General features: G+C 40.9%; 28 protein-coding genes. 7 read left to right on the top strand and 21 right to left on the bottom strand.

Going from position 1 to position 26,215, the window contains the following annotated elements; genetic code table 11:
• Positions 1 to 63: 63 nt before the first annotated feature.
• From DHU66_RS05705 to DHU66_RS05695, 3 genes are all read right to left on the bottom strand, one after another.
• Entirely contained in the window at positions 64 to 1,410 is a 1,347-nt protein-coding gene (locus tag DHU66_RS05705; protein WP_108774912.1) for a DEAD/DEAH box helicase, read from the bottom strand.
• Entirely contained in the window at positions 1,403 to 1,771 is a 369-nt protein-coding gene (locus DHU66_RS05700) for a DUF3846 domain-containing protein (protein WP_167836283.1), read from the bottom strand. The genes DHU66_RS05705 and DHU66_RS05700 overlap by 8 nt, the downstream gene beginning before the upstream one ends.
• A gap of 96 nt (positions 1,772 to 1,867) precedes the next feature.
• Positions 1,868 to 2,494, bottom strand: a complete 627-nt coding sequence (locus DHU66_RS05695; protein WP_108774910.1) for a sigma-70 RNA polymerase sigma factor region 4 domain-containing protein — start codon at positions 2,492 to 2,494, stop codon at positions 1,868 to 1,870.
• 644 nt (positions 2,495 to 3,138) lie between these two features.
• On the opposite strand from DHU66_RS05695, the gene DHU66_RS05690 reads away from it, so the two are divergent.
• The 3 genes from DHU66_RS05690 to DHU66_RS05680 are packed head-to-tail and all read left to right on the top strand — an operon-like array spanning position 3,139 to position 5,203.
• Positions 3,139 to 4,170 (top strand): ABC-three component system protein, encoded by a 1,032-nt coding sequence (locus tag DHU66_RS05690; RefSeq protein ID WP_209451749.1) that lies wholly within the window; start codon positions 3,139 to 3,141, stop codon positions 4,168 to 4,170.
• The gene (locus DHU66_RS12580; RefSeq protein WP_342587731.1) at positions 4,155 to 4,403 is read left to right on the top strand and encodes an ABC-three component system middle component 7; all 249 of its coding nucleotides are present in this window, start codon (positions 4,155 to 4,157) and stop codon (positions 4,401 to 4,403) included. Before DHU66_RS05690 ends, DHU66_RS12580 begins: the two co-directional genes overlap by 16 nt.
• Positions 4,388 to 5,203, top strand: coding sequence for an ATP-binding protein (locus DHU66_RS05680; protein ID WP_108774907.1), 816 nt, complete (start codon positions 4,388 to 4,390; stop codon positions 5,201 to 5,203). The genes DHU66_RS12580 and DHU66_RS05680 overlap by 16 nt, the downstream gene beginning before the upstream one ends.
• On the opposite strand, the gene tnpC is transcribed toward DHU66_RS05680, so the two are convergent.
• The 3 genes from tnpC to tnpA form a co-directional block, all read right to left on the bottom strand.
• Positions 5,171 to 6,763: an IS66 family transposase gene (tnpC, locus tag DHU66_RS05675; protein WP_135358314.1), complete on the bottom strand. Its 1,593-nt coding sequence runs from the start codon at positions 6,761 to 6,763 to the stop codon at positions 5,171 to 5,173. The genes DHU66_RS05680 and tnpC overlap by 33 nt on opposite strands.
• A gap of 240 nt (positions 6,764 to 7,003) precedes the next feature.
• On the bottom strand, positions 7,004 to 7,357 hold the full coding sequence (gene tnpB / locus DHU66_RS05670; protein WP_108774905.1) for an IS66 family insertion sequence element accessory protein TnpB: 354 nt from the start codon (positions 7,355 to 7,357) through the stop codon (positions 7,004 to 7,006).
• Entirely contained in the window at positions 7,350 to 7,709 is a 360-nt protein-coding gene (gene tnpA / locus DHU66_RS05665; RefSeq protein ID WP_108774904.1) for an IS66 family insertion sequence element accessory protein TnpA, read from the bottom strand. Before tnpA ends, tnpB begins: the two co-directional genes overlap by 8 nt.
• Positions 7,710 to 7,816: 107 nt before the next feature.
• On the opposite strand from tnpA, the gene DHU66_RS05660 reads away from it, so the two are divergent.
• Both DHU66_RS05660 and DHU66_RS05655 read left to right on the top strand, forming a co-directional pair.
• A complete protein-coding gene (locus tag DHU66_RS05660) occupies positions 7,817 to 8,776 on the top strand; it encodes a DUF2326 domain-containing protein (protein WP_209451748.1) in 960 nt (319 codons plus the stop codon).
• Positions 8,760 to 8,972 carry a helix-turn-helix domain-containing protein gene (locus DHU66_RS05655; protein ID WP_108774902.1) on the top strand — a complete coding sequence of 71 codons (213 nt, stop codon included), beginning with the start codon at positions 8,760 to 8,762 and terminating at the stop codon, positions 8,970 to 8,972. The genes DHU66_RS05660 and DHU66_RS05655 overlap by 17 nt, the downstream gene beginning before the upstream one ends.
• A gap of 217 nt (positions 8,973 to 9,189) precedes the next feature.
• Here DHU66_RS05655 and DHU66_RS05650 read toward each other — a convergent pair whose 3' ends face one another.
• From DHU66_RS05650 to DHU66_RS05640, 3 genes are all read right to left on the bottom strand, one after another.
• Positions 9,190 to 9,519, bottom strand: coding sequence for a hypothetical protein (locus DHU66_RS05650; RefSeq protein ID WP_108774901.1), 330 nt, complete (start codon positions 9,517 to 9,519; stop codon positions 9,190 to 9,192).
• Positions 9,520 to 9,626: 107 nt separating this feature from the next.
• On the bottom strand, positions 9,627 to 10,235 hold the full coding sequence (locus DHU66_RS05645; protein WP_108774900.1) for a VanZ family protein: 609 nt from the start codon (positions 10,233 to 10,235) through the stop codon (positions 9,627 to 9,629).
• Entirely contained in the window at positions 10,235 to 11,137 is a 903-nt protein-coding gene (locus tag DHU66_RS05640) for a sugar phosphate nucleotidyltransferase (protein WP_108774899.1), read from the bottom strand. Before DHU66_RS05640 ends, DHU66_RS05645 begins: the two co-directional genes overlap by 1 nt.
• Positions 11,138 to 11,685: 548 nt before the next feature.
• On the opposite strand from DHU66_RS05640, the gene DHU66_RS05635 reads away from it, so the two are divergent.
• Together DHU66_RS05635 and DHU66_RS05630 are read left to right on the top strand one after the other, a co-directional pair.
• Complete coding sequence (locus DHU66_RS05635) at positions 11,686 to 13,413, top strand: IS1634 family transposase (RefSeq protein ID WP_108774898.1); 1,728 nt, start codon at positions 11,686 to 11,688, stop codon at positions 13,411 to 13,413.
• On the top strand, positions 13,388 to 13,600 hold the full coding sequence (locus DHU66_RS05630; protein ID WP_108774897.1) for a hypothetical protein: 213 nt from the start codon (positions 13,388 to 13,390) through the stop codon (positions 13,598 to 13,600). The genes DHU66_RS05635 and DHU66_RS05630 overlap by 26 nt, the downstream gene beginning before the upstream one ends.
• Positions 13,601 to 13,665: 65 nt before the next feature.
• On the opposite strand, the gene DHU66_RS05625 is transcribed toward DHU66_RS05630, so the two are convergent.
• Genes DHU66_RS05625 through DHU66_RS05570 form a run of 12 tightly spaced genes read right to left on the bottom strand, consistent with a single transcriptional unit; the run spans position 13,666 to position 26,214 of the window.
• Entirely contained in the window at positions 13,666 to 14,340 is a 675-nt protein-coding gene (locus DHU66_RS05625; protein WP_108774896.1) for an acyltransferase family protein, read from the bottom strand.
• A gap of 23 nt (positions 14,341 to 14,363) precedes the next feature.
• Complete coding sequence (locus DHU66_RS05620) at positions 14,364 to 15,809, bottom strand: flippase (RefSeq protein ID WP_167836282.1); 1,446 nt, start codon at positions 15,807 to 15,809, stop codon at positions 14,364 to 14,366.
• 25 nt (positions 15,810 to 15,834) lie between these two features.
• Positions 15,835 to 16,548: a glycosyltransferase family 32 protein gene (locus DHU66_RS05615; RefSeq protein WP_108774894.1), complete on the bottom strand. Its 714-nt coding sequence runs from the start codon at positions 16,546 to 16,548 to the stop codon at positions 15,835 to 15,837.
• On the bottom strand, positions 16,538 to 17,773 hold the full coding sequence (locus DHU66_RS05610; protein ID WP_108774893.1) for a hypothetical protein: 1,236 nt from the start codon (positions 17,771 to 17,773) through the stop codon (positions 16,538 to 16,540). The genes DHU66_RS05615 and DHU66_RS05610 overlap by 11 nt, the downstream gene beginning before the upstream one ends.
• Positions 17,774 to 17,776: 3 nt before the next feature.
• Positions 17,777 to 18,799, bottom strand: a complete 1,023-nt coding sequence (locus DHU66_RS05605; RefSeq protein WP_108774892.1) for a sugar kinase — start codon at positions 18,797 to 18,799, stop codon at positions 17,777 to 17,779.
• A 14-nt stretch (positions 18,800 to 18,813) separates the two neighbouring features.
• Positions 18,814 to 20,391: an aldolase catalytic domain-containing protein gene (locus DHU66_RS05600; protein WP_209451747.1), complete on the bottom strand. Its 1,578-nt coding sequence runs from the start codon at positions 20,389 to 20,391 to the stop codon at positions 18,814 to 18,816.
• Between the two features lie 21 nt (positions 20,392 to 20,412).
• Positions 20,413 to 21,069 carry an acylneuraminate cytidylyltransferase family protein gene (locus DHU66_RS05595; RefSeq protein ID WP_108774890.1) on the bottom strand — a complete coding sequence of 219 codons (657 nt, stop codon included), beginning with the start codon at positions 21,067 to 21,069 and terminating at the stop codon, positions 20,413 to 20,415.
• Position 21,070: 1 nt separating this feature from the next.
• Complete coding sequence (locus tag DHU66_RS05590) at positions 21,071 to 21,913, bottom strand: 6-hydroxymethylpterin diphosphokinase MptE-like protein (protein ID WP_167836281.1); 843 nt, start codon at positions 21,911 to 21,913, stop codon at positions 21,071 to 21,073.
• Between the two features lie 44 nt (positions 21,914 to 21,957).
• Positions 21,958 to 23,172 carry a glycosyltransferase family 4 protein gene (locus DHU66_RS05585; protein ID WP_108774888.1) on the bottom strand — a complete coding sequence of 405 codons (1,215 nt, stop codon included), beginning with the start codon at positions 23,170 to 23,172 and terminating at the stop codon, positions 21,958 to 21,960.
• A gap of 1 nt (position 23,173) precedes the next feature.
• The gene (locus DHU66_RS05580; protein WP_108774887.1) at positions 23,174 to 24,178 is read right to left on the bottom strand and encodes an acyltransferase family protein; all 1,005 of its coding nucleotides are present in this window, start codon (positions 24,176 to 24,178) and stop codon (positions 23,174 to 23,176) included.
• A complete protein-coding gene (locus tag DHU66_RS05575; protein WP_108774886.1) occupies positions 24,165 to 25,277 on the bottom strand; it encodes a glycosyltransferase in 1,113 nt (370 codons plus the stop codon). Before DHU66_RS05575 ends, DHU66_RS05580 begins: the two co-directional genes overlap by 14 nt.
• A 55-nt stretch (positions 25,278 to 25,332) precedes the next feature.
• Entirely contained in the window at positions 25,333 to 26,214 is an 882-nt protein-coding gene (locus DHU66_RS05570; protein ID WP_108774885.1) for a glycosyltransferase family 2 protein, read from the bottom strand.
• Between the last annotated feature and the right edge of the window lies 1 nt (position 26,215).

The following is a 26,215-nucleotide window of genomic DNA, read 5'->3' as shown; positions in this document are numbered from 1 at the left end:
AGCATTCAGACTACAATTTAATGGCAAGAATATGCGGAACCCGTCTCTTTAACTAGCGTTCCGCTAAAGCGGAACGGCGCACCGATGAAGCGGAACAGCCGTTCCGTTTTTCCGGATTGTGCAGATTCTTGCCTTGGCCTGATCAAAGTTACTCATAGAATAATCGAGGCTGTAGAACACCATGGTATGTGCCGCCGTAAGTGTGATCCCAAGTCCTGCTGCTGCGATCTGACCGACAAAAACCTGACAGGAAGGATCCGTCTGGAACTGCTTTACTTCATCATCCCGATCCTTTACCCCACCGCGAACCACGGCGTATCCGATGCCCTTACCTTTTAGCAGCTCCTCGATGTCATCCATCTCGGCCACAAACCGTGCCATCACAACGAGTTTCTGGCCATCGCTTACCGCCGCATCGATGATGTCTGACAAGGCATCTAGCTTCGCATGGCTGACCGGGCGGACATGGTGTTCATCATCCGTCAGATGGCCGCCTGTAAGCTGGGAGAGCCTGAGCATCTTTGTCAGGACATTGGCTGCTGTCACCTCGGAGCCTTTGAGCTGAGTGAAGCAATCCTCCTGCAGCTGTTCATACATCTTCATTGCCTTCGGCTCCAGATCAATCTTTCGTACTTCCTCCCGGATCTGTGGCAGATCAAGGCACTCCGCCTTAGTCACCCTGTAGGCGATGCAGTGCATCCGCTTTAGGAAGTCATCTGCCATCGACTGCCGGAAGACCGGGATATGGTTCCCGTATCCTGTCATGTCAAAGTAGCGATTTCGGAAGGCATAAAAGCTCGTGCCAAAAATCCGGCTGTCTAAGAAGCGATACTGTGAGAACACATCCATCTCCCGGTTGGTAATGACCGTTCCGGTAAGGAGCAGCTTGTATCTTGCCTTATCCCCGAGATGCTGCATCCCCTTTGACTGGCGGGACCTGTTGTCCTTCAGCTTATGACCTTCATCGGCAATGATGAGATCAGCATCAAACTTCAAAAGCTCCGCTTCCAGCCTCCATGCGGACTCATAATTTACAATAAGAACCTGCAGACCATCCGACGGGATCTTAGAAATCTGCTGTTTCTTCTTTTCACTAGTGCCTTTCAATACCGTGATATTCACCGGATAGTCGGCAAACGCCTGAAACTCCTCTTCCCATACCCCTGTGATTGACAGCGGGCAGGCCACAAGGACCCGATTCACCAGTCCAAACTGATAGAGGGCACCGGTAACTCCAATGCTCGTCAGCGTCTTTCCGGTTCCCATTTCCATGAGAAATGCCGCCCCGTGTGATCTCATTCTTCCGTCGGAAAGACCAAAGACCTGGCAGGCGAAGTCATACCCCGCCTGCTGGTGAGCATAAGGACGAACCTTGACCGGCATTGGAAGTGGCATCGGCCGATCAATCATCGCTGTCCTCACTTTCTTTGCGGTACATAAAATCCGGATCGCCATACATCATCATGTAGATGGCAGCCTCTATATCTGTCAGGGAATCAAACTCCTCATTCTCCGGGCGGCTGCCGATACAAACGATTGTTCCGCAGTAGACATCCACGGGATTTCCATTATCGCCCCTGATGATCCGGTTCATCGGCAGTCCCATGAGTTTTCCCTCTTCATTGCAGAGAACAGCGGTATCCTCCGACAGCGGTTCCGTCACCTCGACAGGGCCTCCGACCAATTCCTTCAGTGACTCATAGACCGCTGGAATCACTCTGATCTCCGCCTTCTTGCCTGGCTTTGCAACAACAACTTTCCATGTGTTCATCGTGTGTTTCTCTCCTTTCTGAGAAATAAATGAAATACAAGGGAAGAAGGAATCGTCCCTCTTCCCCCGTAAAGGAGCCATAAAAATCAACCGGTCTTATTCCTTGTGACGATCTTCTCCGTGGTAACCAAGCTTATCGGCCAGAGCCTTCGTAAGACGCCTCTCAATTCGCTGGATGCTGCGGCTGATCGACTTCGGATCCCGATGCAACTCATCTGCAACCTCATTCTGCTTCCGTTCACTTCCAAAAACTCCGAACATGATGGTCTGGTCCGCATCATTCAGGCTGCAGAGAAATTCATGGACAAACACTAAGACAGGGTCCTCATCATCGTCTTCCTCCCCGTTCTGCTTTGCTTCCCACCGAAGATATGTCTCCTTATCTATTGGACTGCATCCAGCGTTAAGCCCCCTGTCATCTGTGTCTTGCCGCCTCTTGTAACAGATATAAAGGCCATCCGCATGATCCTTGTCATTGCGCTTCTGGATATTCACCTTGTGATCTTCTTCTGCCAGTATCTTGATCCACTCAGAATTGTCCTCTCCGTTCTTGCCATGGAGCGGAACAACAGGCGGCACTGCCGCACCCATACCAATTCCCGTCACGTAGTGGTAGTTGCCCTGCTCATCGACGAAACCTTCCCGGTTCTCGTCGTAGCGGTCCTTTGCGATATCCAGTCCTCCGAACTGGTCGGAATAATCCTTACTCTTGCCTCTTGGCATCTTTTGTTCCTTTCCGCTGAGCTGTTGCTGCGGCGGGAAAGCACAAAAAAAGGAGCCGGCTGATAGTTCACCGACTCCTGTCACCTGAAAATGTGCACGACAAGAACGGTGAAAAGCATCAGAGACAAGAAACCCTGTATTGGATTCTTGTGACCTCTATGTGCTTCCCGCCGTCTTATGCGCACTCAGACTTTGAGATAGATTTATTGGTAATGTGGGAGGCCGTTCTTTCCTGAACGTTCCTCCCGGGAATTAAGGACTTGCATCTGCAATACGGCCTTTTTCTACGGTGGCCGGATCGTTCTTCTGACTTCTGTGTTCATCGCTTGGCTCCTTTCTGTCTCTATAAACGAAGTGAAACGAAATCTTTGTCACATCCTTTTCTCAAACAATATATTTGAGATTTGTATGCGCTTGTGCTATCCTATGGATAGATTCCTTATTTTCTGTAGTTCCTTTTGAACTACTGTGATTATAGGAAATTGGCTTTTTGAAACAGGTCTCGTTTGGGTCAAGCCGGGTCATCGTGGGTCAAACGAAGAAGGGAGCATGGCCTCGTGGAATTCAAGACAATATTTCAAATTCTGAAAAAGTACCTATCGGACGGTGAAGACACTCCGACTTTTATGCGAGACCTCATCTCTATGCTCACCGATGTATCTGAGAAAGACTGGGACACAAAGAAAGATCCGTCCAATCCAGACAGGGTGTCTGACGATACTTTGATAAATTATTCAAAAAGAGGACTTTCCGCGAAGCTTGCACGCCAGATCATGTATCGTACAAAGGAAGAGTATTTAATTGAGCGGATAAATGAATGCCCTTCAGGTACGCGAGAAGCAATGGCCAAAGACTTTTCTTCGTATGATCCATCTGTCAATGAATCCAATGTCGCAGACAAAGCAGCAGGTTGGATCATCGAATGCATACGAAAGAAAGCAGGTTTTGTATCAGAGGATCAGCTGTCGCAGCAAAGATGGGAACAGCAATCTTCAGATCTGAAAATGAAATATGGTAATTATCTTCTTGCAGAGTCCGACAACTTCTGCCCGATCTGCGGCAGGCGGTTGATTGCCATTCGTAACAGCCAGTCGGTCCCTGTTTATGAGGTTAGCCTCATTGATAAGACCAAGGACCCGACACCAGAGAACCTGCTTGCCATGTGTCCGAACTGTGCTGCCAACTATCAAATGGACGACAATCCAAAACTGCAAAAAGAGCTGGAAGCAAAAAAGAGCGTGCTCTCCACACATGAACAAAGCATCGAGACATTGGAAGACCTTCCTCTTGAAGCAGGGATTACCGGGGTTGTTACGCGGATAAAGAAATTAAAAGAAAAAGATCTTGCCGAAGCAGCGCTTGATCCAAAAGATCTGACAAAAAAGATTGATCCTACTGTTGACATCGCACTCTATATTTCAGTGAGGACATATGTAACTACCTACTTCAATAAGATCAACCAGATTATGATTAACCTGGATAAGAAAAATTTGATTGATTATGAAGAAGTACAGGATCAGATGAAGGGAATCTACAGGAGGCTCTCAAAAGCAAAGAAAAGTAAGGCAGAGATCTTCAATGAGATTTCCCGAAAGATACAGAGAGTAACTTTGCAGGAAGATATCTACTGCCAGATTGTGGTTTCCTACTTTATACAAAGATGCGAGGTGTTCTAATAATGCAGTTACCAAGCAAACTCTACCCATACGAAAAAAGCACTCTCGCTTTAATCCCGAGAGTGCTTGAACTATTGCAGTTTGGTCCGATAAAGGTTATAGATCTATACACATCTATGCGGCAGTCATTGGCAGATCCTACGGATTTTCTTTCTGTGATGGACTGTCTCTATGCGCTTCGTTCTGTAGATATCAATTCTGAAGGTGAGGTGTATACATGCTTAAAGAAATAAGCTCTCCAGCGTTTAGAGAGAAAGGGAAAGAACGACCTCCGATCAAATTTAAACCCGGTCTTAATGTTGTTCTTGGCAAAGAGGACGGTGCAAACTCAATCGGCAAGTCTTCTGCCCTTCTCGCCATTGACTTTGTGTTTGGCGGCAATACATACATCAGCAGCGATGGTGTAAAACATATAGGACATCATACTATTTTCTTTACATTTGAATTCGATGGAAAAAAATATTACTTTGCCAGAAATACGGAAAACGCAGAGCAGATACAGGTATGCGATTCACACTATAATCTCACTGGTTCAGTCTTCACAAAAGCGCAATATATCGATTGGCTGAAAAAGAAATACCACATTGATTTCCAAGGACTGAATTTCCGGCAAACGCTGAGCAGCTTCTTCCGCATCTACGGGAAGGGTAATACTGATGAGACAAAACCGCTTGCCGGCATTCCGGGCGATAACATGGAGAAATCCATTAACCGGCTGATCGCACTCTTCAATCGCTATCAGGAAATCGAGGATTATACCAACCGCCGTACAGCACAAGAGGATAAACTAAAGGCGTATAAGCAGGCTCGGTCCTACGACTTTGTATCCAATCTTGTGGGTGGCAAAGAACAATATGAAAAAAATGAGGCTGAGATCAAATCATTGAAGATGCAGCTAGAAACTCTGACCTCAGAACAGGTGGAAGGTAAGCGCTCGATAATCCGTACCTATGATAAAAACCATTTCCAGGTACACTTAACGGTGTCAATGGGAATGGTTTTACATACCAAGCTTTTGATGGACTTCTTCTGACCATGGCAGAAGTCTATCAGGTATTGTTGTACAGCCTTCATTGATGATCTTTGGAAGTTCTTCAAGCAGGTAGGTGAAGTATGGATACAGTTTTAATCCATTTGCTTTTGCTGTTTCGACGATGGAATAGATGCCTGCACTGGCTTCTGCTCCTCTTGGTGTGTCGATCAGAACCCAGTTCTTCCTTCCTACTGTGAATGGGCGGATTGCGATTTCTGCCGCATTGTTGTCCAGAGGCACTTGTGCATCCTCCAGAAATACCCGAAGATATTTCTCCTGATTCAGTGCATATTGAAGGCTCTTTCCTGTTTCTGATGACTTATCCGTGCTTTCTGCTGCTGATTTGTCCTTTACCCACGCGAAAAACTCATCTACCAGAGGTTTGATCTTTTCCTGTCTCTTCTGCAGGTGCTCTTCTGGTGGAAGATCCTGGATCAGATGTTCTTCATGGTAGATTCTTTGAATTCTCCGTACCGCCTCTGTGGCAATTGGATTGTTATACTTCCTGCCATTTGCCTTCACGATTGTTGAAAATTTTCGTTTCAAATGTACCCAGCATCCTGCCACTTTGAACTTTGCCGGATCCTCTTTCTCCAGCTTGTGGTAGGCTCCGTATCCATCTGTCACCAGAGTACCTTTAAAATCCTTCAGGTAATTCTTTGGATTCTCATGTCCTCTGGTTGGACAGTACTGATAGAGAATCACTCTATGCCCAGGAATCTTTGCATTGGTACGGTAGTCCCACATGTAGGATTTGGAACCTGCTTCCCGGCCATCCCGGATTACTTCGAATGGTGTTTCATCGGCGTGAAGAATTCTCTGTTTTGTCATTTCCTGCTTCAGGGCTTCACACACATATCTCAGATATTGATCGTAGGCGCGGATGACCCAGTTTGCCATCACTGCTCTGCTGATATGAATGTCATTCTGCGCATAGGCAGCTTCCAGTCTGTACAGAGGAATGGCATTCACGTATTTTGCAGTTATGATGGAAGAAACCAGAGATGGGGTGGCAATACTTTTTGGAAACATTTCTGCCGGCTTAGGTGCTCTGACAATTGTCTGATTGTCATCTTTGGCATAGACAGCGATATGATAGGTGACTGCTTCAAAAGAAGCTGGTCTGTGTTCCAGCTTATAGATCAGTTCTTCAGACAGTCTTTTCCACTTTCCTTTGCCGTACTGCTTGTTAAGTTCGTCTTCCGTAAGCTCAAGATATTCATCTCTGTGATTGGTAATCTTCTGCCAGTCTTCCTGCTTTTTACCTTTAGCCTTTTTCTTCTTTGGTGCAGCTTCATCCAGTACAGGATCAGCTGCCTTTTCATCAGAAATCTCTTCTGCCTCATTCAGGCCGAGATCAAACTGCAGCTGCTGAACAAATTGGGATGACTCTGTCTTTCTTCCAAATGATCTCTGATTCATCAGGCGGATTTGCTCGGTAAGTTCATCAATGTGACGTGTCAGGGTTTCAATAGTTTCCTGCTGATTCATAATCAGCTTTACCAGAATGGAAACTGGCATGGCTTCAAGTTCTTCCTGACTCATCTTCGGTGTGCTCATGCCATAGGTATACACGAATAAAATGCACGTTTCAACCAGCCGAAATTGTGGAAAACTTCCGCAATGTTCAGTGGTTATGAAGACGTGCGCCTGCCTTTTTATCACGTATTATCAGGCAGTTTTCGAGCCGCTGTAAAGCAGCACAGGCAGTAGCTGAATACAAACAGTCCTGCCTGAAAGCGAGCCTTAAATGGCTTCTAATCAGGCCGTTCTCCAGAAAAACTGTGGAAAAGAAAATTTTTATCCTGTGTACTTAGGATGAGAAGGATGAATGGATGATTCGATAGCGAATCCGGTCATCAGGTTGTGATACTGCTCTGGTGTCATCGCTTTCAGCTCGCTGCTTGATCTTGGCCACTGAAACCTGCCATTCGCCAGGCGTTTGTACAAAAGCAGAAAGCCGTCTCCATCCCAGAGCAGGCCCTTCAGCCGGTCGGTTCTCCTTCCACAGAAGAGAAAGAGTGTTCCTTCGTCATATGGATCCAGCTTGAATACTTCCTGGATCGTGCAGGCCAGTCCATCAACTCCATATCTCAGATCCGTATAGCCGCAGGCAATATAGATCTTCTTAAACGAATTCCCGTCTTTAAACATTGGACAGCGCCCTCATGATCCGGACAAGCATAGCATCCGATATGTCTTCATTCAGGTTAACCGTCATGCCATCTTTTTCAATCTGGGCGACAGAATGCGGCTTTACCGGAACCGAGCATTTCAGCTCAGCTATATCCAGAGCAGGTCTGTTCGCTTGAACAGGTTTGTTTACTTCAGAAAGAAGAAGATCTGTGCCTACCTGCATTCTGAGCTTCTGCTGCCATCGGTAGAAAGCTTTTTCACTGATATTGTGCTGGGCAAGCCACACCTTCTTCTTCATTCCGCTTTCGTTGCATTCCTTGATAACGCCAGCCCAATACTGTGCCCGCATAGCATGGGTAACCCGCTCCATAAAGACATCACTCTCCTTTGTCGAGTCCCGAAAATCCCTGGACTTTACGGACTCATCTTGCCAGAGTGTCTCTCTTTTTAACAGGTACGGATTATCGAGCACTTACGGTGGAAGCACATAATGAAGAGGACATTGAAAAGAGCAGGAAAAAATCCGAACTGAAAGACAGACGCTTACGCCTGGAAGAACAGATCGATGACAAGAGAAGAAGACTCTCGCTCATCAAACTGAGCCTTGAATATGGTGTCTATCCAACAGAGGCAGACCTGACAGCATTGCAGAAATTCTTCCCGACCGTAAACCTGCGGAAGCTTTATGAGATAGAAAAGTATCATAAGAAACTGGCCAAAATCCTTGACGGCCAGTTTAATACAGAGCGTGAGAATCTTTTGTCGGATATAAACGAACTGGAGAACCAGCGAATGGTTCTGAATGATCAGATTCGACAGCTTGGATTTGTAGGGAATCTGTCAAAAGAATTCCTGGTCAGGTACTCTGAGATAAAGGGTAAAATGGATGCGTTGCGAATCCAGAATCAGGCCTATCTCACATTAACAGAACTTCAGGAACAGAAAAAAGCCGCTGATAAGATGTTAAAAAGAGCCATTGCCTCCATCCTTGCAGATATGCAGGATTCAATAAACGATCAGATGAAGGCCTACAATGATACCCTATTTGCAGAGCCGCATAAGCCTCCGGTACTACAGTTTAACGACTATAACAGCTATCGTTTTGAGACGCCGGACGATACTGGAACAGGTTCGAATTTCAAAGGAATGATAATTTTTGACCTTGCCATTCTTGCTCTGACCGATCTTCCGGCAATCGCTCACGATTCACTTATACTCAAAAATATCAGCGATGGTTCGATCGACGGAATCATGAAGATCTACAGCCAGAGTGAAAAACAAATATTCATTGCTTTTGATAAACAAGATTCATATGGTCCACAAACTAGGAAGATCTTATACGACAATAGAGTATTGCAGCTCTCTGATGATGAAAGAGAGCTATATGGAGAGTCTTGGAATATAGGAGTAATAAATCCTGATGAAAATCAGTTATAAAAAACTATGGAAGCTGCTTATTGACCGTAATATGACAAAAACCCAGCTACGCATCGCAGCTGGGATCAGTTCTTCTTCACTTGCAAAATTAGGAAAGGATGAAAATGTCACAACATCAGTTTTGCTAAAGGTTTGCTCTGTCTTAAAGTGTGATGTGTCAGACATTATGGAAATTGTGCCAGACAGTGAAAAATAAAAAAGCCCCGGCGCAGCAGATCAATTGATCTACCAGCACCAGGGCTATAGCTCTATGTTGACAAATAAGGTACACAATTACTGCCACCGCCGCCTCAGTACCTGTCACCGGCATCCGTGACCTTGAAATCGTAGTACATTTAGATCGTTTAACCCTCATATGAAGTTAAGGGTTCAGTTTGTCCACACGGATTTTATTTTTTCTTGGGTTCCCTTGTTTATTTCAGTTTTTCAAGGATCTCATCTGCGCTCATCCCACTAGCTAATAATCTCTCAACCACACTCTCGGCTTCTGCCTTCTTAGCTTCTTCAGCGGCCTTAGCATCTGCCTTTGCCTTCTTTGCTTCCAAGGATGCCACTTCTTTTTCGGCCTTCTTCAAAGCAGACTTCTTTTCTTTCAGGTCAGCCTTCAAAGTGTCAATGTTAGCGGTAATGGATGTGATCTCGGCTGTGAGTGTTTCCTTTGCGGACTGCTTTTCTGCAATCTGTGTTGCAAAATCTGCAGTCACAGTTTTGGGCTTATTCTTGCTACCTTTAGTTCTGGGCATAGGACACAAACCTCTTTCCAAAATTATAATCGTTTAAATTAAGTATTGTGTAGGTATGAGAACAACATAAACTTCTCATTTTTAGTATATCACAAAACTATATTCTTTTACAGACGTTTTCTTGCCTTCATCACCGCACAATACATCAATCCGCCTAGCACTCCGCCGACTGTGTTATAGAAGATGTCTGATAGCTGAAATGTACCCAAGCGAAGCAATAATTGTAGTATCTCAATGCTTATCGAAAAGATAAATGCTATCTTCCCGCTATGCCACAGTATCTTCTTCCAGCCGTTTCCAATTTTCTCTCCGAATGTCCACATCACTACTGCTGAAAACGGCACCATCATAATTACGTTCTCGATGCACTCGGTGGTCAGCTTCTGTTCGCCATTCACAGTCTCCCAGATGCCCCAGCCACCCATGATATCAGCCAAAGGATTCATCCACTGGCTTCGATTCAACAAGGTGCGGAAAAGAACAAGTGAGGTAACAAAAGCCAAGAAAAACAGTTTCCGAAAGAACACGCTCTCTTTGAACTTCTGATACCACGTCACAATGGCGCTCTTCCAACCTTTTCCGGCCTCTTGAGGCTCATACGCATACAGGTAGAAAAACATTGCGAGGAAGGAAAGCAGGAGTGAAAATCCGAACGGCTCATACAGAGCAGTCAAGATGTTTCTGAGAATTTTGGCTAACACTTCAAGCACATTCATTACAGATCACTGAACAGATCAGCCTTGTACACGCCTTTTTCTAACATTTTCTTGAAGCTGTCCTTTACAGCTGCGACATCCTCGTGATAGGTCATACCGTACCAGGTGTCGTTGGTCTTCAGAACCTTCACAGACATCTCGCCCTGCTCCAGCAGCTCACCGATGAAAATAGGAATCAGATACTCTGCTTTCAGAGGATTGCCCGGAACTTCCTTCTCGAAGAACTCTTTGAATCCGTCCTCCAACACATCCAGAAAATCGGGAGTCAAGCCCCACATATTCATGGAAACCAAAGAATTCACATCAACAACCACACCGTCTGCCTCTGCTCCATCTGCAGTCTTTACGATGTTCTTGGTCTCCACAACCTCAGTCAGGTTGTTTTCCTCATCCATCTTGCAGATACCGCGAGTCACACCGCCGTTATCGGACAGAGTGTTCTTCAGAACGAAACCAGCCATGCAGGACTTGCCGCCATTCACCAGATACTCGTGTACAGCCTTGAAGCCTTCTTTGCCATAGTAATCATCTGCATTGATCACAATGAACGGAGTCTTTATTACGCTCTTTGCTGCAAGCACAGCCTGACCAGTTCCCCACGGTTTTGTGCGGCCTTCTGGCAGAGTTCCCGGAATATCGTTGATATCCTGGAAAGCATAGTCCACAGTTACATTATGAGCGGAGCAGATAGAAGCAATGCGGTCACCAATGACCTCTTTGAACTCCTTCGCGATATCCTTACGGATAATAAATACCACATGGTTGAAACCAGCTTCAATCGCATCATGGATTGAGTAGTCCATGATGATATGTCCGGCATCATCCACCGGCTCCAACTGCTTAATTCCCGTTCCGAAGCGGCTACCGATACCGGCTGCCATGATAAGTAACGTTGTTTTCATATTCATAGCCTCTCTATACACAATTATTGTCTTGAAATAGTCCTACTCTTTTGATTTTTGTTTTTCACCAGATAGTAAAACACAGAAATCATAATACACATAGCACTTGTGTACACCCAGCATACTATGCCATACGTTTTTTCTCCGTAGATTAAGCAGTAGAAAATTGTCCAAACCCACATATGAATCAAGTAAGTTGTCGTACTTATACTGCGCATAACTGAATAGACTTTACTATCATATAATTTGATTCCAATCACCAACTCGAACAGACTAACAGATGCTGCAACTAAAAAGAAATCCGCCCAAAATTTATTTTCTATGAATATATATCTAAGGATAAGAGTTGTCGCAAAAAAAGTAACGGCCTTGAATTTATTTCCGTCTTTTTTTACATCACTCTTAACTTCCAGAAAAATTATCCCTCACATTGAGATTGGCAGATTCTGAGAGTGAATTTCTCCAGTATTTATCGAAGAAATTCACTCTTTTTTTATGCTCTGGTGGTATAATATTAGTGGGATAATTGTACCACCAGTGAGGCTGCTATGTATCTTAATTCAAGAGTTAAAATTCCTTCTGATAAGGGTAAAATTTCTATTAAATCTGTTCGCGGTTATCAGTATGTTTACTATCAGTACGATACGAATTACCGTCCGGAGAGAAAGTACAATATGCCCAGGCGTACAACGATTGGTAAGGTGTGCAAGGATGATCCTTCCATGATGAATCCCAATCCCAGCTACCTGAAGTTTTATCCAGATGCTCAGCTCCCTGAGTTCAATGACACAGGCCGCAGCAGCTGTCTTCGGGTTGGCACATGGATCGTGATTGATCATTTGATTCATCATTATCACCTGCAAGGATATCTCAAAGACATCATTGGTGATAAGTACGGTCTGTTCCTTGACCTGGCTGTTTACACAATTGTCACTGAGAATAACGCAGCTCAGTATTATCCGGATTATGCCTATGACCATCCGCTGTTTACCAGGGACATGAAGATCTACAGTGATTCGTCTGTCAGCACATTCCTGCATGATTTAACCAGGGATGAAAGCATCAGTTTTCTGAATGCATGGAATGAGCACAGAGACCACCGCAGTAAGATCTACATCTCATATGATTCAACGAACAAGAAATGTCAGGCAGGAGATATTGAACTGGTTGAAGTTGGACACAGTAAGACGGGACAGTCTGATACGATTTTCAACATGTCTATCGCATATGACAGGACGAACAGAGAACCGCTGTTTTATGAAGCTTATTCTGGCAGCATTACAGATGTCACTCAATTGACAGAAATGATTGAGAAGGCAAAAGCTTTTGGCTACAAACATGCAGGCTTCATTCTTGACAGAGGCTATTTCTCGGAAGCCAACATTCGGTTCATGGATGATAACGGATATGACTTTGTCATCATGGTTAAAGGCATGAAAAAGATGGTAAGCCAGATCGTACTTGCCAATAAGGGAAGCTTTGAGGAAGTATATTCCTGCATGATCCATGAGTATGGCATTCCCGGCACCACTATCGCAATGCCTGTATTCAGAGGCGACAGTAAAGACCGGTATGTCCATATCTACTTCAATGAATCCAAAGCGGCACAGGAGAAAGCACAGCTATTGCAAAAGATTGATGTGATGGAGAAGTGTCTGAAGAAACATCAGGGAGATCCCATTCATCCAGATGCCATCTTCAGCCACTATTTCGATCTCATTTACTATCATGAGGGGCAAGAGGATGAAGTCTTTCAGGCGGCAGCTGCCAGGAATGATGTCATTGAGCAGGAAATGAAGCTCTGCGGCTATTTCTGCATTATTACCTCAGAGAAGATGAATGCCAAAGAGGCCCTTCTTATGTATAAGAGCAGAGATGATTCTGAGAAGCTGTTCAGAGGAGACAAATCGTATCTTGGTGAACGAGCAGAAAGAGTTTATACAATCGAGCCATTTGAATCAAAAATCTTCATTGAATTTGTGGCACTGATCATCAGATCCGGTATTTATACATCACTGATCGAGCTGATGAAGGAAGAAGGAAAGAGGATGAATTACATGACAATTCCAGCAGCGGTGAAAGAGCTGGAAAAGCTTGAAATGATCCGCTATGCGGATGGAGACTATCATCTGGACCATGCCATCACAAAAACACAGAAAGAAATACTGAAAGCATTTGGCATGGATGAGAGAACCGTCAGAGAAAAGATCAAATCACTGAGTGTACAGCTCAGCTGTCTGGAGGAAGAACATGGCAAGAAGAGCAATCACGATTGAAGAAAAGATCAGCAGGAAGGAAGAGGAAGTCTTCAAGCTGAAGAAAAGATATGAGGAAGCCTTGGAAGAGCTGAATACATTGGTCAAGCAGAAGAAAGAAGCAGAGACCAAGGCAGTAGCACAAGCATTCCAGGAGAGTGGAAAGACAGCCGAAGAAGTGATTGCCTGGATAAAAAACACGAAATAGAAAGACAGCCGTTGGGTAAGCAAGCTCAACGGCTGTAAGCATTCAAGGGATAATATTTCTGGAAGTTAAGAATCACTCAGGGAAAACCCGATTGGAATATAATATAATCCCTGCAATATACGTCCATTTAATATAGTCTTCTGTATAATACTACCAATTGTCAAAATAAGTGGATGAGTATCAGAATACCGACCTAATGAAACGATATAACTCAAAAGTAAACTGACTATTGCTACTGCAGTCACATAAGCACACTTTATTCGTTTTGATTTAATGGCATTTAATAGAAAGAAGAGGAAAATCAATCCATAAACTGTAGACAGCAAATACCACAATTGCCATGAGTTATAGTGCATTCCTCCCAAAAGCAAATTTCTCAAATATAATGCCATTGCTTTTAATGGTGTTACATTTTGACTCCAGTAATCATAAATTGCTAGTGGAAGATATATTATGCTCCACTTTATATACATTTTTAGAATCTTTATAAGTTGCTTCTTTATTGGCAACAAATCACTATTATCATGTATCCGCTTTCCAAGTAAAAATCCAGACGATATGAAGAAAAAAGGCACTGCTAACCCTGAAAACGTATCAAATATCGCCTGTATATTTTCACTACTTTCATGAAATGGCTCTGTATGAATAGCTACAACCACCAATGCCATTATAAATTTAACAAAATCGATGGTATTATACCCTGCCTGCCTGCCTGCCTGCCTGCCTGCCAAAATTATCATTCAATTTTTCCACCTTTTCAATCCTATTTTTTAATTATTTTTATGGTAGTTTCAACAACCTTTTTATAATTTAGCATCATTACGATTGTTACAATGACTATCGTCAACACTCGCACTATCGGATAGCTATACAAAATATTTGTCACTACTGTATAAGCAAGAACAGCCATTGAAAGGACTATTATCTTTTGTACAGAAAACAGTGCCTGCTTTATATTAGCACTCTTCTTCAATGAAGCACAAAGGCATCCATGTCCTATTGCAAACAAAATATAGCACACCAAAGTAGTATATCCAGCTGCAATATATCCAAATTTAGGAATCAATAGATAATTCAAAAAAATATTTAGGATTGCACCTAAAACCGACACAATCATCGAATACTTAGTTTTTTCAAAGTAAAACTCCACGTTAATAAAAAGCGTATACAAATATGTGAAATAAATTGAAGCTGCTACTGGAGGTATACAATAGATAGCCTCTGCATATTCTTTTGACGCTAAAATTCCAATTATCTCCGGGCCGATTAGCATCACTCCACAAACAGCAACTGCAATTATAATGCAAAGCGGAAAACTTTCTTTTTCAATTTTATCATATTTTTTTTCATCCAAATTTTGATACATCGATGGTATAAATGAGCTATTTATTGCGTTTATCATCAGCGTCATTATTGATGCTACGGTGTACGCCACGCTATATATTGCTGCTTTAGAGTTACCCACCATATTCCCTATCATGATTCTATCAGCCTGTCCCAAAATATTTTGAGATAAATAGTGTGGTATAAGTGGAAGATTAAATGCCAAGGCAAATTTCCAGTATCCTTTATCAAAGAGTCTTTTTCCTTTGTATACTTGCAAAACATAAAATACCAAACCGACGCATATTTGCACAAGCGCATAGGAAAACACTCTTGCAAAAACTTTATCCTTAGCCGTAACAACCGCTATGACTCCCAAAATCGGGCTTAAAATCGACAAAATCAGTGTGACCGATACAACATTCCGATACTTAAATTCGAATCTATTTCTCTGCATCCAAAACAAATACGCAGGTTCGAATAAAAGCTGAACAAACATAACCAGCATTAAAGATGTAGGCAATTCAAACAGTTCATTCCAAAACGGCCTGTTCAAAAAATAAATGACAAAAAAAGCAACTGTCACTGTTGTTGAAAGTCCCTGTAATGAAGAAATAAACTCTGCCCTTTTATCTTTATATTTTATCATACCATTATTAACAACAGCGCCTGCAAGATTTAATGTCACAAAAATGCTAACAATCGAATACCATGATTGATAAATTGTAAACAGGCCATAATCTTCTGTTGGTAATAGCCGCGTAAATATCGGCATTGTTATCATGAAGATTGCTTTTTGCAAGAAGTTACATATTGTAAACCATATTCCCGCTTTTACTGCCATTCCCATGCTATTATACTTTTCAACTATTTTCTTTAATTTCATTGACATATCCAATCTAATAAACTGCTTACTTTTTTATAAGTCTTTTTATTTTATGCCATCGGTCAATATTTTTATGTCCAACGAATCGTCTCATAGTATTCTTAAAGCGATCCATCGGAGAAAACCAAGTTGCAGCATAGTGGTGAATAGAATAAGCTCTTTTATCAATCTGTCCTCGCATATCACCATCCGTTGGGTTAAAATAGTACTGAGGATAGATAGTGTAATCTTTTACTGTTTGAAGTTGTCCGTTGCATTGCAAACCATTATTTACCAGGATTCTTGTAACTCTACGGCCAATTGCTAAGATCTTTGATGGATCGTCCCACACAAAATATTCTCCAATATAACTATCCATAACTTCTTTACACAACCAATCTCCTTTTTCGGCTGCAAGAATAAGTCCAGTACTCACAATCTCACTGTTTCCAAATCCGGCAAATTTTCCCTTCTCAAGCAAATTATCCAGATTTTTTACTAGTTGAACATCTGTATCAAGATATACTCCACCATAATTATATAAAACATAAAAGCGGGCATAATCAGCCACAAATGCCCATTTTTTCATTTCATGTGCTTTCTGCACATATTCGTTGCAATTAATATCAAAATTGCTTTCATTCCATTCCTTTATTTCATAATCTGGACAGAATTTCTTCCAGCTCTCAATGCATCTTTTTATAAGAGCAGGTTTTTCATTTCCACCAAACCAGCAATAATGTATAACTTTAGGAATCATATTCTATCTCCTTTCCTTTCGACAAACCACAAAAATAGCCCATAATAACGAATACCATCATGCCAATACTTGACTTAGTAATTCCTGTAGCTAAAAAGCACACCAACATGTCGATGTAAATACTCATTATCATTGCTTTACTTTTAACATCACATTTTATAGCGTTAATTTGCCTAAAGATGTTAACAAACAAGCCAATAAAAATAAACAACCCAACATAGCCTGCCTCACCGATAATTGTTGCCAGATAATTATCGTTTAGTGCATCACCATTTTGTTTTCCCATCGCCCATTTATTGGCCCAGCCATACAACTCATATAGCTTTGAGTAATGTTTGACTGCTTCTGAGGAACCGTATGTGGCAAATCCCGATCCAAATGGAAAATAGCTATTTGCTGTTTTAAAACCATATCGTATAAGAAGAGCTCTCGGAGCTTTTTCATCCAGAAGATAGCTTGTAATCTGGTATGAGGATGTTGCCACACCAGCAATACCTAATGGAATTATCGTTTTAATGTCAATTTCTTGATTTTTATTCAACTTTCTAAAAAGAATCTGCAAAACGATATACGTGACAAAAATGATATAAACAGCACCCTTTGTAGTTAACAACATATTTATAAGTGCCAACAGTTCATATGTCCGAACATTTTCTCCTCTATTTTTCCACAAGATGAAGAGAAGTTCACACCCAACAATCGCTCCATATCTTCCACTATTACCAAATACAAAGTAATATGCCGGGATTCCATATCTTTGATCTGCTGAATATGATGCCATGCCAATATCCACAAACAAACTCACAAATCCACACAGCGCTCCCACTACCAGCATTATCTTGCAAAGTGTTTCAAGTGAATCCGCTACATATTCATCATCATAATTCAATGCGATATATTTTCCTGCTATAAAGCCAACAAAAATCTTCCATTGTAAAAGTGCATCAATAAATACTGACATCCAACTATATGCCAAGCCACTAAATATATTAGAAATCAATCCATAAATGGTAAAAAACATCATCAGAATGACAATATTGCTATCTGCTTTATACAAATTTCTCTTAGCGAATAAGATCATAGCATACATTGCCATTATCACTGTTAGCAGTTCATCGCAGTATCCAATAGCTGGATTACCCATGTTTAACTCCAGTGATAAACTCATCGGCAACATTACTATCGCTAAAATTAGTAAAGACTGCTTATTTTTTCTTATTTTCATAATTTAGCGTTGCACCCTTCCATTCCCTCCATTCTTTATCAGGTTCTCAACATCAGATACTGTCACTCTGTTAAAGTCCCCTTCAATCGAATGTTTCAGGCAGCTCGCAGCAACTGCAAATTCAATAGCATCCTTATCATTTTTACCCGTGATCAAACTGTAAATCATTGCACCGGTAAAGCTATCACCACCGCCGACACGATCCACAATATCAATATCATAATGAGTGGAATAATATGCCACGCCACTTGCATCATAAATCATTCCGCTCCATCCGTTGCGGCTTGCATTGATGCTCTCTCGCAATGTAATAGCTACCTTCTTGCACCCGAATCGTTTGCAAATCTCCCTGGCCACATACTCATAGCCACTCTTATTCAGCTTTCCAGATTCGACATTATTATTCGGTGCCTTAATTCCAAGAACCTTGTCCGCATCTTCTTCATTTGCAATGCAAACATCAACATACTGAACAAGTTTACTCATCACATCCTGAGCTTTTTCGGAACTCCAAAGATTTTTTCTGAAGTTCAAATCACAGGAAATCGTGATGCCCTTTTCCTTTGCTTTTTTACAAGCCTGCTCACAGATTCGCACCATATTGTCAGACAGAGCCGGGTTAATACCTGTCCAATGGAACCAGTTCACGCCATCAAACAACGCATCCCAATCAAAATCTGTTGGCTCAGCCAAAGCAATCGATGAAAATGCTCGGTCGTAAATTACCTTAGATGGACGCTGCGAAGCTCCCTTTTCAAGATAATAAAGTCCCATTCGGCCATTCTTGAAAAAGGTCTTGCTCGTGTCAACGCCGAAGTACCTCAGAGCATTCAACGAGGCATGCCCAATATCATTATCAGGAACAACTGTCAAAAACTCCGACTGAACGCCAAAGTTAGCCAGCGATACTGCAACATTCGCTTCTCCGCCACAAAAAGTGGCATCCAAACTATCTTTTTGAAATAATTTTGTATATCCAGGCGATGCCAATCTTAAAAGAATCTCACCAAAAGAAAGCACTTTCATTCTATACTGTCTCCTCAAATCTTCACATAATGTGGTTTGGTTAAAAAGTTCAGTTCTACAAGTGTGCTATACTTTTTCAGCATCTCTGTCATTCCCTGGTTCATTGCATCAAGGACAGCCGTTCTCGTAACGAACGCCATTGTAGATTCCCCATAGTTTTCTTTTTCATCGTGAGAATATCCATCAAATCCAGCCAAATAAATCTTTTTTACACCCATCTGTGCAAAGAATTTAATTGCCATCAAACCAGCATTATCTTTCACTGCTTCAATGTCGCACAGAAGATCTCGATATTTTGTCTGAAGATAAACATTGTCAGCCGGAATATTTGATGTAACAATGCACTTTTCCCTGTTTGATGCATCTAATTCTCTAAAACGTCTCAGATTGCTCAGGAAAATATAGTCTGTGTTCACAAGAGGGTAGTTATAATTAACACTTACTGTCACGACATCTTCATTTACGAAAGATGCAATCTCATCCTTTTCCTCTATCGAACTTTTTCCGGGAGCAATTAACAATACTGTTTTCCCACGCAAATTCTCAATTAATTCGGTCTTATGTTCTTCCTGTGACTTTCCTGTCGCCATATATCTTAAATAAAGCTCTTCAATATAATCCTTATCATAGGATACTTTTTTATCCTCATCCATCATGTCAAAAATTTCATTCATATTTTCTACAGTCAGAGTCTTTTTGTCGTCTAAGTATCCTGCATAATTTGGATGTGCGTTATGCGACGCAGATAAATAATTCGGTAGCGAATAGCCCCAGTAGTTACGCTGATAGAATTCATTCAAAATCTCATCGATAATAGAGAGCAGTGGTTTGATATCATAGTTGCCATCAGCATTATCATTCAGGTACTGCACAAACAGCTCTGTGTTCAAATTTCCAGCACCACGTCCCATTCCATAGACAGAAGCGTCAATGATCAACTCACGATCAGAATGTAGATCCACCAAGCTCTGAGCATTCGAGTAAGCCAACTGCATATTATTATGCGAATGGAAGCCAATTTTAATTTTCTCATTCAAATTATGCTCAACCAAATAGAAGAGTCTGGTCAAGTCTTTACGTTTCATCATGCCAAAACTGTCCACGATATAAAACGCATAAGGTTCCAATTCATTCACTCGACGAATCAAATCAAGGAACTCTTCATCCGTATAGCTCAGCGAAACCATTGCCTGAACAAAGACCTTGTAGCCTTTGCTTTTGATAGCTTTACATTCTTCTAATGCAGCTACACGATCTTTTTTATGAAAAGCTACACGCAAACCATCTACAGAAGTTCCATCGTACTCTGGCAAATCTTCGGGACGATACTTACCATAGTCAGTAAGCATTACAAAGGTTTTTCCCTCTTTATTTTGTGGAATAATTTTTGCAACCTCATCGAGAGAAGTGAATTTTGTGACATCTTTATCATATTCCACAGTATTCATGAGGAAGCCACATTCAATAATATCGATGTTGGCATCCACAAGTCCGTGAACAATCTTTTTCTCATTATCAAAGCCAAATCTACAATTATTGCAATAGCCACCATCTCTAAGTGTGCAGTCCAGTACCTGTATTTTACTCATCATGCTTTCTCCATAAAATTGATTTTACTTTTGCTGAAGCTGATAGTTATAGATTGCATCAGCAATCATAAAATCCTCTGCCTCATCGATATCAACACTTTCAATTTCGCCCACCTCAACGATAAACGGTTTATCACCAATTCGACGATTAAGATCTGTCATAACATTGCTTCTGTAAATATAGAAGCCACTGGTTTCTTCATAAAGTGCCGGCAAGTCCTGTGTACGCGGAATATTATTCAGCTCATAGTTAAACGGCTTTCCATCTTTCCACAGAAAATCCTGCAACTTCTTTGCTGCAAACGAAGAATCATATTCCCCACTCTTAACTGCTTCCAAGCCCTTTTCGATGGACTCTTTCTTAATGAACGGAGCAGTCGTATGTGTCATCACATAAATATCCGCCGGTACTTCATTTGCAAAGCAATGCAGAACTTCATTCATCTTTGTAGTATCCTGATCCAAACTGGTCGAACGCTGAAGATACTTTACTCCTTCCGGGATAAATTCCTGAATATCTGGATTACTGCAGTAAACATAAACCTCGTCTACCCCCTCAACGGTCAAAAGAGTAGACAGGATATAATGGCAAAGCGGCTTGCCGTTGGTAAAGCTCTTGGTATTTTTCTGCGGCAAACGACGATTATTAAGTTTCATAGGAACAATTGCTACTGTTTTCATCTTAATTTTTCTCCTTTAAAACATCTTCCAATTTCATTCTTTTAAATGTTTCTAACATGCCACCACGGGTACAGTTTACGATTTTGATTCCGTGCGTATCTGCGTATTCTTTTGCAGCCTGATATCCAACACGCATTCTGATCGGATTAGATGCGGCGTTTTTATCAACAAATCCGCTCTCTACAAAATGATTTTTCTCTCCCTTTGGATAATTACAGTCTGCACCCAGAAGGTAGATTTCTTTAAATCCCATATAGATAGCAATTTCAATCAACGAATACGTAATAGAATATCCGTCATACACTACTTCGTATGCGTTTGGACTAAAATCAACGGAATAATCTTCATATGCACCTCTATAAATGTGATAGTTTCCGTTGTAAGGGAACTGTATATAGTTTGCTGGCAAATGAAAATACCTTCCGAGCTGATCCGCAACAAAAACATTGTCGGCAGTCTGATAATAGTCTAAAATTGAATTTTCCATTTTTTCATAGACCTGTCTATCTTGAATGCCGTAATATGTTGGTCTCCAATCTGTTTTATCAAATATCTTAGTAATTGAATTCATACCAAATGTAATTTCATCTTTTATTAGTTCTAGATCTGACATAGTCAAACTTGGACCAGTAGCAACAATAAAGCAACGATCCCCCTTATGAATATTTTCCATTTTTCTTATTGCTGCAAATTTTTTATCGTCGAATCCATTTTTTCTTTTTTTTATCATTTTTTCAACATTATGTTGATCAGGATAATCCTTGCACCGCCAATAATACAATTTTATCTTCTTAAATAGAGGGTTTGTATCTGACAGATAAACAAGTTTTTCTTTAATATTCACTCCAAGTCCACCTCCACAACTAATAAGCATCTACTCTGAAATAATTATAAAAAGTCTTTCAAAAGGGTCTTATATTTAGCTTCCCATGTCAAATATTTATTCACATATTGATAACCGTTTAGTCCCATCTGTTTTGCCAGTTCTTTGTCCTGTCCCAGTGTTACAATTGCTTTGCAATAGTCTGCCTTGATGTCGTCAAGTGCCTGTTCCGTATTTACAAATACACCGCAGTCAACTTTCTTTAGCAGTCTACAAAAGCTTGTATCAAACGCGACAATTGGCACAGCATATGCCATTGCCTCAAGCAGCACATTTCCACTTGTTTCTCTAAGACTCGGCAAAACAAAAACATCTGCCTGCTGATATGCTTCAGCAATTTGATCCAATGGGCGATTACCCATTAGTTTTACATTTTTTCCAATACCACTATCTGCTATTTGTTTTTCGATTAATGCGCGATCATCGCCATCACCAAAAATCAAGAGTTCCCACTCCATATCGGTAGGCATCAGCGAAAGAGCGTCAACAAGAAAAGCTATTCCTTTTTTTCCAATCAATCGTCCTACAAAAACAATTTTGAGAATATCGTTTTTTCTTTTCTGAATAGGAATATTTTTGTATTCATCTCTTAATGCCAACTCTGGCATTAATGGCACATCTTTTCCTACGATGCGAGAAATTTGTTTTTGAGTTTCATTATTTATGCAATATATCTTATAATATGAGCGCAGTGCTTTCTTATAAAAGGGATTCCATGAACAGCTCTTATTTACAAACTCTCTAAAATTCGCAACCAGTTGATTTTTTTCATAGACCTTCAATGGCTTAGGTGTGACCTGTGCACCACCCATTGGTCCCCAAATCACCTTTGCACCTTTAGCTTTATACATCTCACTTGGAATCCTGTAATCATTCATAGTAACATGATGAATTACATCAAAATGAATTCCTGAGTGCTTAACCCAAAGCCAAGCCCAATGCTGCCATAAAATGTAATACATATGATGAAAGGCTGAATGCTTTTCTCTGAACCAGTTAAGTGCGTCAGGAACATCTACAATAACCAATTCGACATGTTGTATATTAAATTCTTCAAGTCCTTTTCTTGTGTCCTTCTCATTGAATTTCTTGGTAAGAAGGATTATTCTATCGCCTTCTTTATAGTTTTTCTCATACTGTAAAACCCAATTCCAGCCAATACTATCCTCTGATCCCTTATAAGGATTCACACTATATGCAGAAATAAGATAATTCATCATTTCACCTCCCAAGAATCAGCGTTGAAAGAATTCGATTATTTCTAACGATGTATTTCGACAGAATTATCGGAGCTATCAATCCAAAAATCAACATTAGCCAAGCATATATTAAATAATCAAGTCCTAAGATTTTGCCACATATAACAAAAATTGCTTGCTGCACATAATACCCAATCATATATATATCCATTCCATAATCGCCTAGCAACATCCATACCTTTTCTCCGCAATGGTAATGTTCAATCTGCACGGCAATAACAAAAAGCAGAAATACACCAATAACGGTTACTGCGGTTGCCAAAATCCAAGACTGAGACTTATAGATCCTAACAAACGCAAGCATCATATATCCTACGGAAACAACCGCTATTATCACTATTCCTTTTACCGACATCAGTAGTTCGGAATTCTTTATTTTTTCATAAAGATGCTTTCTCACAGCACCACCCATAAAGTAAATCCATGCGTAACTAAGGAAAAAACCAACAGCATATCCAGACTGTTTGAAGACAACAGTGTTTAGCATATATAGTACAAACATAGTACCCGTTAAAGCTGTGCGATTTATAGTATCAAATAGGATTCCAAAAATAGAAATAATAAACAGGGCGTACAGAAACCAAAGACCGCCGTTCGGATTATTTCTTCCAATTAAAACATCTACCGCAAGAGTAGAATAATTAAGCGGATTCCTTGCAAATGCACCAAATAATAGCTTAAGAACGGCTGTGACCACTGTTAAAAAGAAATACGGCACCATCAGCCGCTTAGCTTTTTTAACAATTGCTTGTCTCTTTTCACTAAAGCTACGTCTTTTCTCGCCTTCAAGAAATCCACTAATAAAGAAAAAAGCTGACATATGAAAACAATATACAAAACTTTTTATAAAGCCCAAAATAGTCGGTGTTTCTGTCGGATTAAAAGAATGTCCAATGACGACACAAAGCACAGCCATTCCACGCATTATATTTATTTCATTAAAATATTGTTTTTTACTTTTTTCCATCGTCAAGCCTTTCTCTTTCTATCTCTAAAAATTGTTCTACCCTTTGTTTCGTAGAAAGTTTATATCTATACTTCATGCAGTTTTCAATATACAGTTTGCTATTGGAAACCACATCTTTCAAATCTGATTCATCCCACTGTTTCTTGGCAATACCCAACTGATATTCTTTGATGTAGGTAGAATTTAGCGGAACATCTGTTGTCACAATAGGCGTTCCAACCGCAATCGCTTCTACGATGGAAATCATATTATTATCTTTCACCGTATTAACGAGCAACGCCTTTGATTTAGACAAAATCGGGAGCAGTTCATCATGTGTCATCTTTCCAGTGAAGATTACATTCGGAGCTATTCCCAGAGTTTGTGCCATCCTCTGAAGTTTTTCTTTCAGCTCACCTTCGCCTATAATGTATAGCTGACAAGTTTCATCATACTGGTTCAGGTATTTCGCAAACTTTTCAAGTATCCCATCAATTTTCTTTCGTTCAATCAACTGTGAACAAACCACAAAGATATTTTCCTTCTCAGTAGATGCCTTAAACTTATCAAGATTGACGCCATGATCAATTACATTTACATCTGTGTTCATGCAGTATTTCTTCACAAAGTTCCTTGCCTCTACTGAGCGTGCAACAACCTTTGCATTTCGCATGAAGAGTCTTGCTATAACTCCATACCAAATCTTTGATGGTATTTTCTTCATGATGGCATTATGCTTTGCAAGTTCATGCCAGATAATTGTCTTGTCTGGTGCTGCTCGATATGCCATCAAAGAGTTCAGTGAGAACACTTCACTTGTAATAATAAGATCATATTCTGAACGATGTTGTTTTACATACTGATATGTCTCCGGCATAAACGGTAAACAGTGCGGCATACAAACTTTTTGGCACTTACACTTCCACCACAGTACCTCAAATGGATATGTTTCGCTTTTTGTCGGTTTGAACGGCTCTCCTCCAACTAGCGTTACAGAATGGCCTAATTCATGGAATGCCAAACAAAAGTCATACATCATCGTATCTTTTATTGATGTAGCTCTTTTTATATTTTTTGTTTCCGATGTGTACATAATCGGATTGATAACAAGTACTTTCATTAAATATCTCCTATCATCTACTGACAGAAGACATTTAGGCACTTAATCAATCGAATTACTGTGCTTTATTCCATCGGGCGTATAAGAGCAATCCCCCCGGTATGCACACTGTTGCAAGAATTTTATGTCTTGATTTGCGAATCAAATCGACAACTTTGACTCCCGCAAATCTCCCATATACAATATATTGTAGTCCACCCTTGATTCTGTATCTTGTCTTTAAGTCGGACTCCATGAATTCCTCTGCTCGATGCATACACCCAACTGGCGAAGCAATATTATGCTTACGGCGATTATTGGTTAATCCATCTTCAAGATAATTTCCAATATAAATAGCCTTATTAATATGTACCATCTGATATTTTCTGGCCATTCTAACCCAAACAAGATCTTCCCCAAGGAATTTCTCATTCGGATATTCGGGAAAAGGGAATTCCTTCAAGCAATGTGTTTTGAACACCTCTGCTTTATCTGAGCTGGTGTCATCACCATTTACGCGCACATCAATATAGGAACCTATTCTTTCATCTACATCAAACTTCTTGCCATTGACTTTGCCATCAGGGAATGCTCTGAGAAACGCATATCCACAAATATTATTTTGTAGTCTGTATTTCTTGTGAATCTTCAGTATCGACTCAACCGCATCATCAGTCACACAGTCATCTGAATCAACAATAAAGGTAAGTTCGCTGCAAATAGTCTGTATTCCTACATTTAAAGCAGTGTGTTTTCCACCGTTACTCTTATAGATATATCGTATTGGAAAATCACTATTTTCTTGTAACTGAGTAATTAGATTTTTCGTACCATCAGTACTTCCGTCATCAACTACAAGCCACTCAAAATCTTTTACAGTTTGCTTTTGCAGCGAATCCCAAAGGCTTCGCAATACCCCCCCCCGATTAAAAGTTGGGGTTAAAACTGTTACTGTCATT

Source organism: Lactimicrobium massiliense, assembly GCF_900343155.1.
Lineage (GTDB): Bacteria > Bacillota_I > Bacilli_A > Erysipelotrichales > Erysipelotrichaceae > Bulleidia > Bulleidia massiliensis.
Note: the sequence above shows the minus strand (reverse complement) of the source record. Positions and strands in the feature narration are given on the sequence as shown.

What these genes read in the sequence shown, in the direction of transcription:
- DHU66_RS05705 (WP_108774912.1), bottom strand. Translation starts at nt 1,410, where the DNA reads ATGATTGATCGGCCGATGCCACTTCCAATGCCGGTCAAGGTTCGTCCT.
- DHU66_RS05700 (WP_167836283.1), bottom strand. Translation starts at nt 1,771, where the DNA reads ATGAACACATGGAAAGTTGTTGTTGCAAAGCCAGGCAAGAAGGCGGAG.
- DHU66_RS05695 (WP_108774910.1), bottom strand. Translation starts at nt 2,494, where the DNA reads ATGCCAAGAGGCAAGAGTAAGGATTATTCCGACCAGTTCGGAGGACTG.
- DHU66_RS05690 (WP_209451749.1), top strand. Translation starts at nt 3,139, where the DNA reads ATGCTCACCGATGTATCTGAGAAAGACTGGGACACAAAGAAAGATCCG.
- DHU66_RS12580 (WP_342587731.1), top strand. Translation starts at nt 4,155, where the DNA reads ATGCGAGGTGTTCTAATAATGCAGTTACCAAGCAAACTCTACCCATAC.
- DHU66_RS05680 (WP_108774907.1), top strand. Translation starts at nt 4,388, where the DNA reads ATGCTTAAAGAAATAAGCTCTCCAGCGTTTAGAGAGAAAGGGAAAGAA.
- tnpC (WP_135358314.1), bottom strand. Translation starts at nt 6,763, where the DNA reads ATGAGCACACCGAAGATGAGTCAGGAAGAACTTGAAGCCATGCCAGTT.
- tnpB (WP_108774905.1), bottom strand. Translation starts at nt 7,357, where the DNA reads ATGTTTAAAGACGGGAATTCGTTTAAGAAGATCTATATTGCCTGCGGC.
- tnpA (WP_108774904.1), bottom strand. Translation starts at nt 7,709, where the DNA reads ATGGAGCGGGTTACCCATGCTATGCGGGCACAGTATTGGGCTGGCGTT.
- DHU66_RS05655 (WP_108774902.1), top strand. Translation starts at nt 8,760, where the DNA reads ATGAAAATCAGTTATAAAAAACTATGGAAGCTGCTTATTGACCGTAAT.
- DHU66_RS05650 (WP_108774901.1), bottom strand. Translation starts at nt 9,519, where the DNA reads ATGCCCAGAACTAAAGGTAGCAAGAATAAGCCCAAAACTGTGACTGCA.
- DHU66_RS05645 (WP_108774900.1), bottom strand. Translation starts at nt 10,235, where the DNA reads ATGAATGTGCTTGAAGTGTTAGCCAAAATTCTCAGAAACATCTTGACT.
- DHU66_RS05640 (WP_108774899.1), bottom strand. Translation starts at nt 11,137, where the DNA reads ATGAAAACAACGTTACTTATCATGGCAGCCGGTATCGGTAGCCGCTTC.
- DHU66_RS05635 (WP_108774898.1), top strand. Translation starts at nt 11,686, where the DNA reads ATGTATCTTAATTCAAGAGTTAAAATTCCTTCTGATAAGGGTAAAATT.
- DHU66_RS05630 (WP_108774897.1), top strand. Translation starts at nt 13,388, where the DNA reads ATGGCAAGAAGAGCAATCACGATTGAAGAAAAGATCAGCAGGAAGGAA.
- DHU66_RS05625 (WP_108774896.1), bottom strand. Translation starts at nt 14,340, where the DNA reads ATGATAATTTTGGCAGGCAGGCAGGCAGGCAGGCAGGCAGGGTATAAT.
- DHU66_RS05620 (WP_167836282.1), bottom strand. Translation starts at nt 15,809, where the DNA reads ATGAAATTAAAGAAAATAGTTGAAAAGTATAATAGCATGGGAATGGCA.
- DHU66_RS05615 (WP_108774894.1), bottom strand. Translation starts at nt 16,548, where the DNA reads ATGATTCCTAAAGTTATACATTATTGCTGGTTTGGTGGAAATGAAAAA.
- DHU66_RS05610 (WP_108774893.1), bottom strand. Translation starts at nt 17,773, where the DNA reads ATGAAAATAAGAAAAAATAAGCAGTCTTTACTAATTTTAGCGATAGTA.
- DHU66_RS05605 (WP_108774892.1), bottom strand. Translation starts at nt 18,799, where the DNA reads ATGAAAGTGCTTTCTTTTGGTGAGATTCTTTTAAGATTGGCATCGCCT.
- DHU66_RS05600 (WP_209451747.1), bottom strand. Translation starts at nt 20,391, where the DNA reads ATGATGAGTAAAATACAGGTACTGGACTGCACACTTAGAGATGGTGGC.
- DHU66_RS05595 (WP_108774890.1), bottom strand. Translation starts at nt 21,069, where the DNA reads ATGAAAACAGTAGCAATTGTTCCTATGAAACTTAATAATCGTCGTTTG.
- DHU66_RS05585 (WP_108774888.1), bottom strand. Translation starts at nt 23,172, where the DNA reads ATGATGAATTATCTTATTTCTGCATATAGTGTGAATCCTTATAAGGGA.
- DHU66_RS05580 (WP_108774887.1), bottom strand. Translation starts at nt 24,178, where the DNA reads ATGGAAAAAAGTAAAAAACAATATTTTAATGAAATAAATATAATGCGT.
- DHU66_RS05575 (WP_108774886.1), bottom strand. Translation starts at nt 25,277, where the DNA reads ATGAAAGTACTTGTTATCAATCCGATTATGTACACATCGGAAACAAAA.
- DHU66_RS05570 (WP_108774885.1), bottom strand. Translation starts at nt 26,214, where the DNA reads ATGACAGTAACAGTTTTAACCCCAACTTTTAATCGGGGGGGGGTATTG.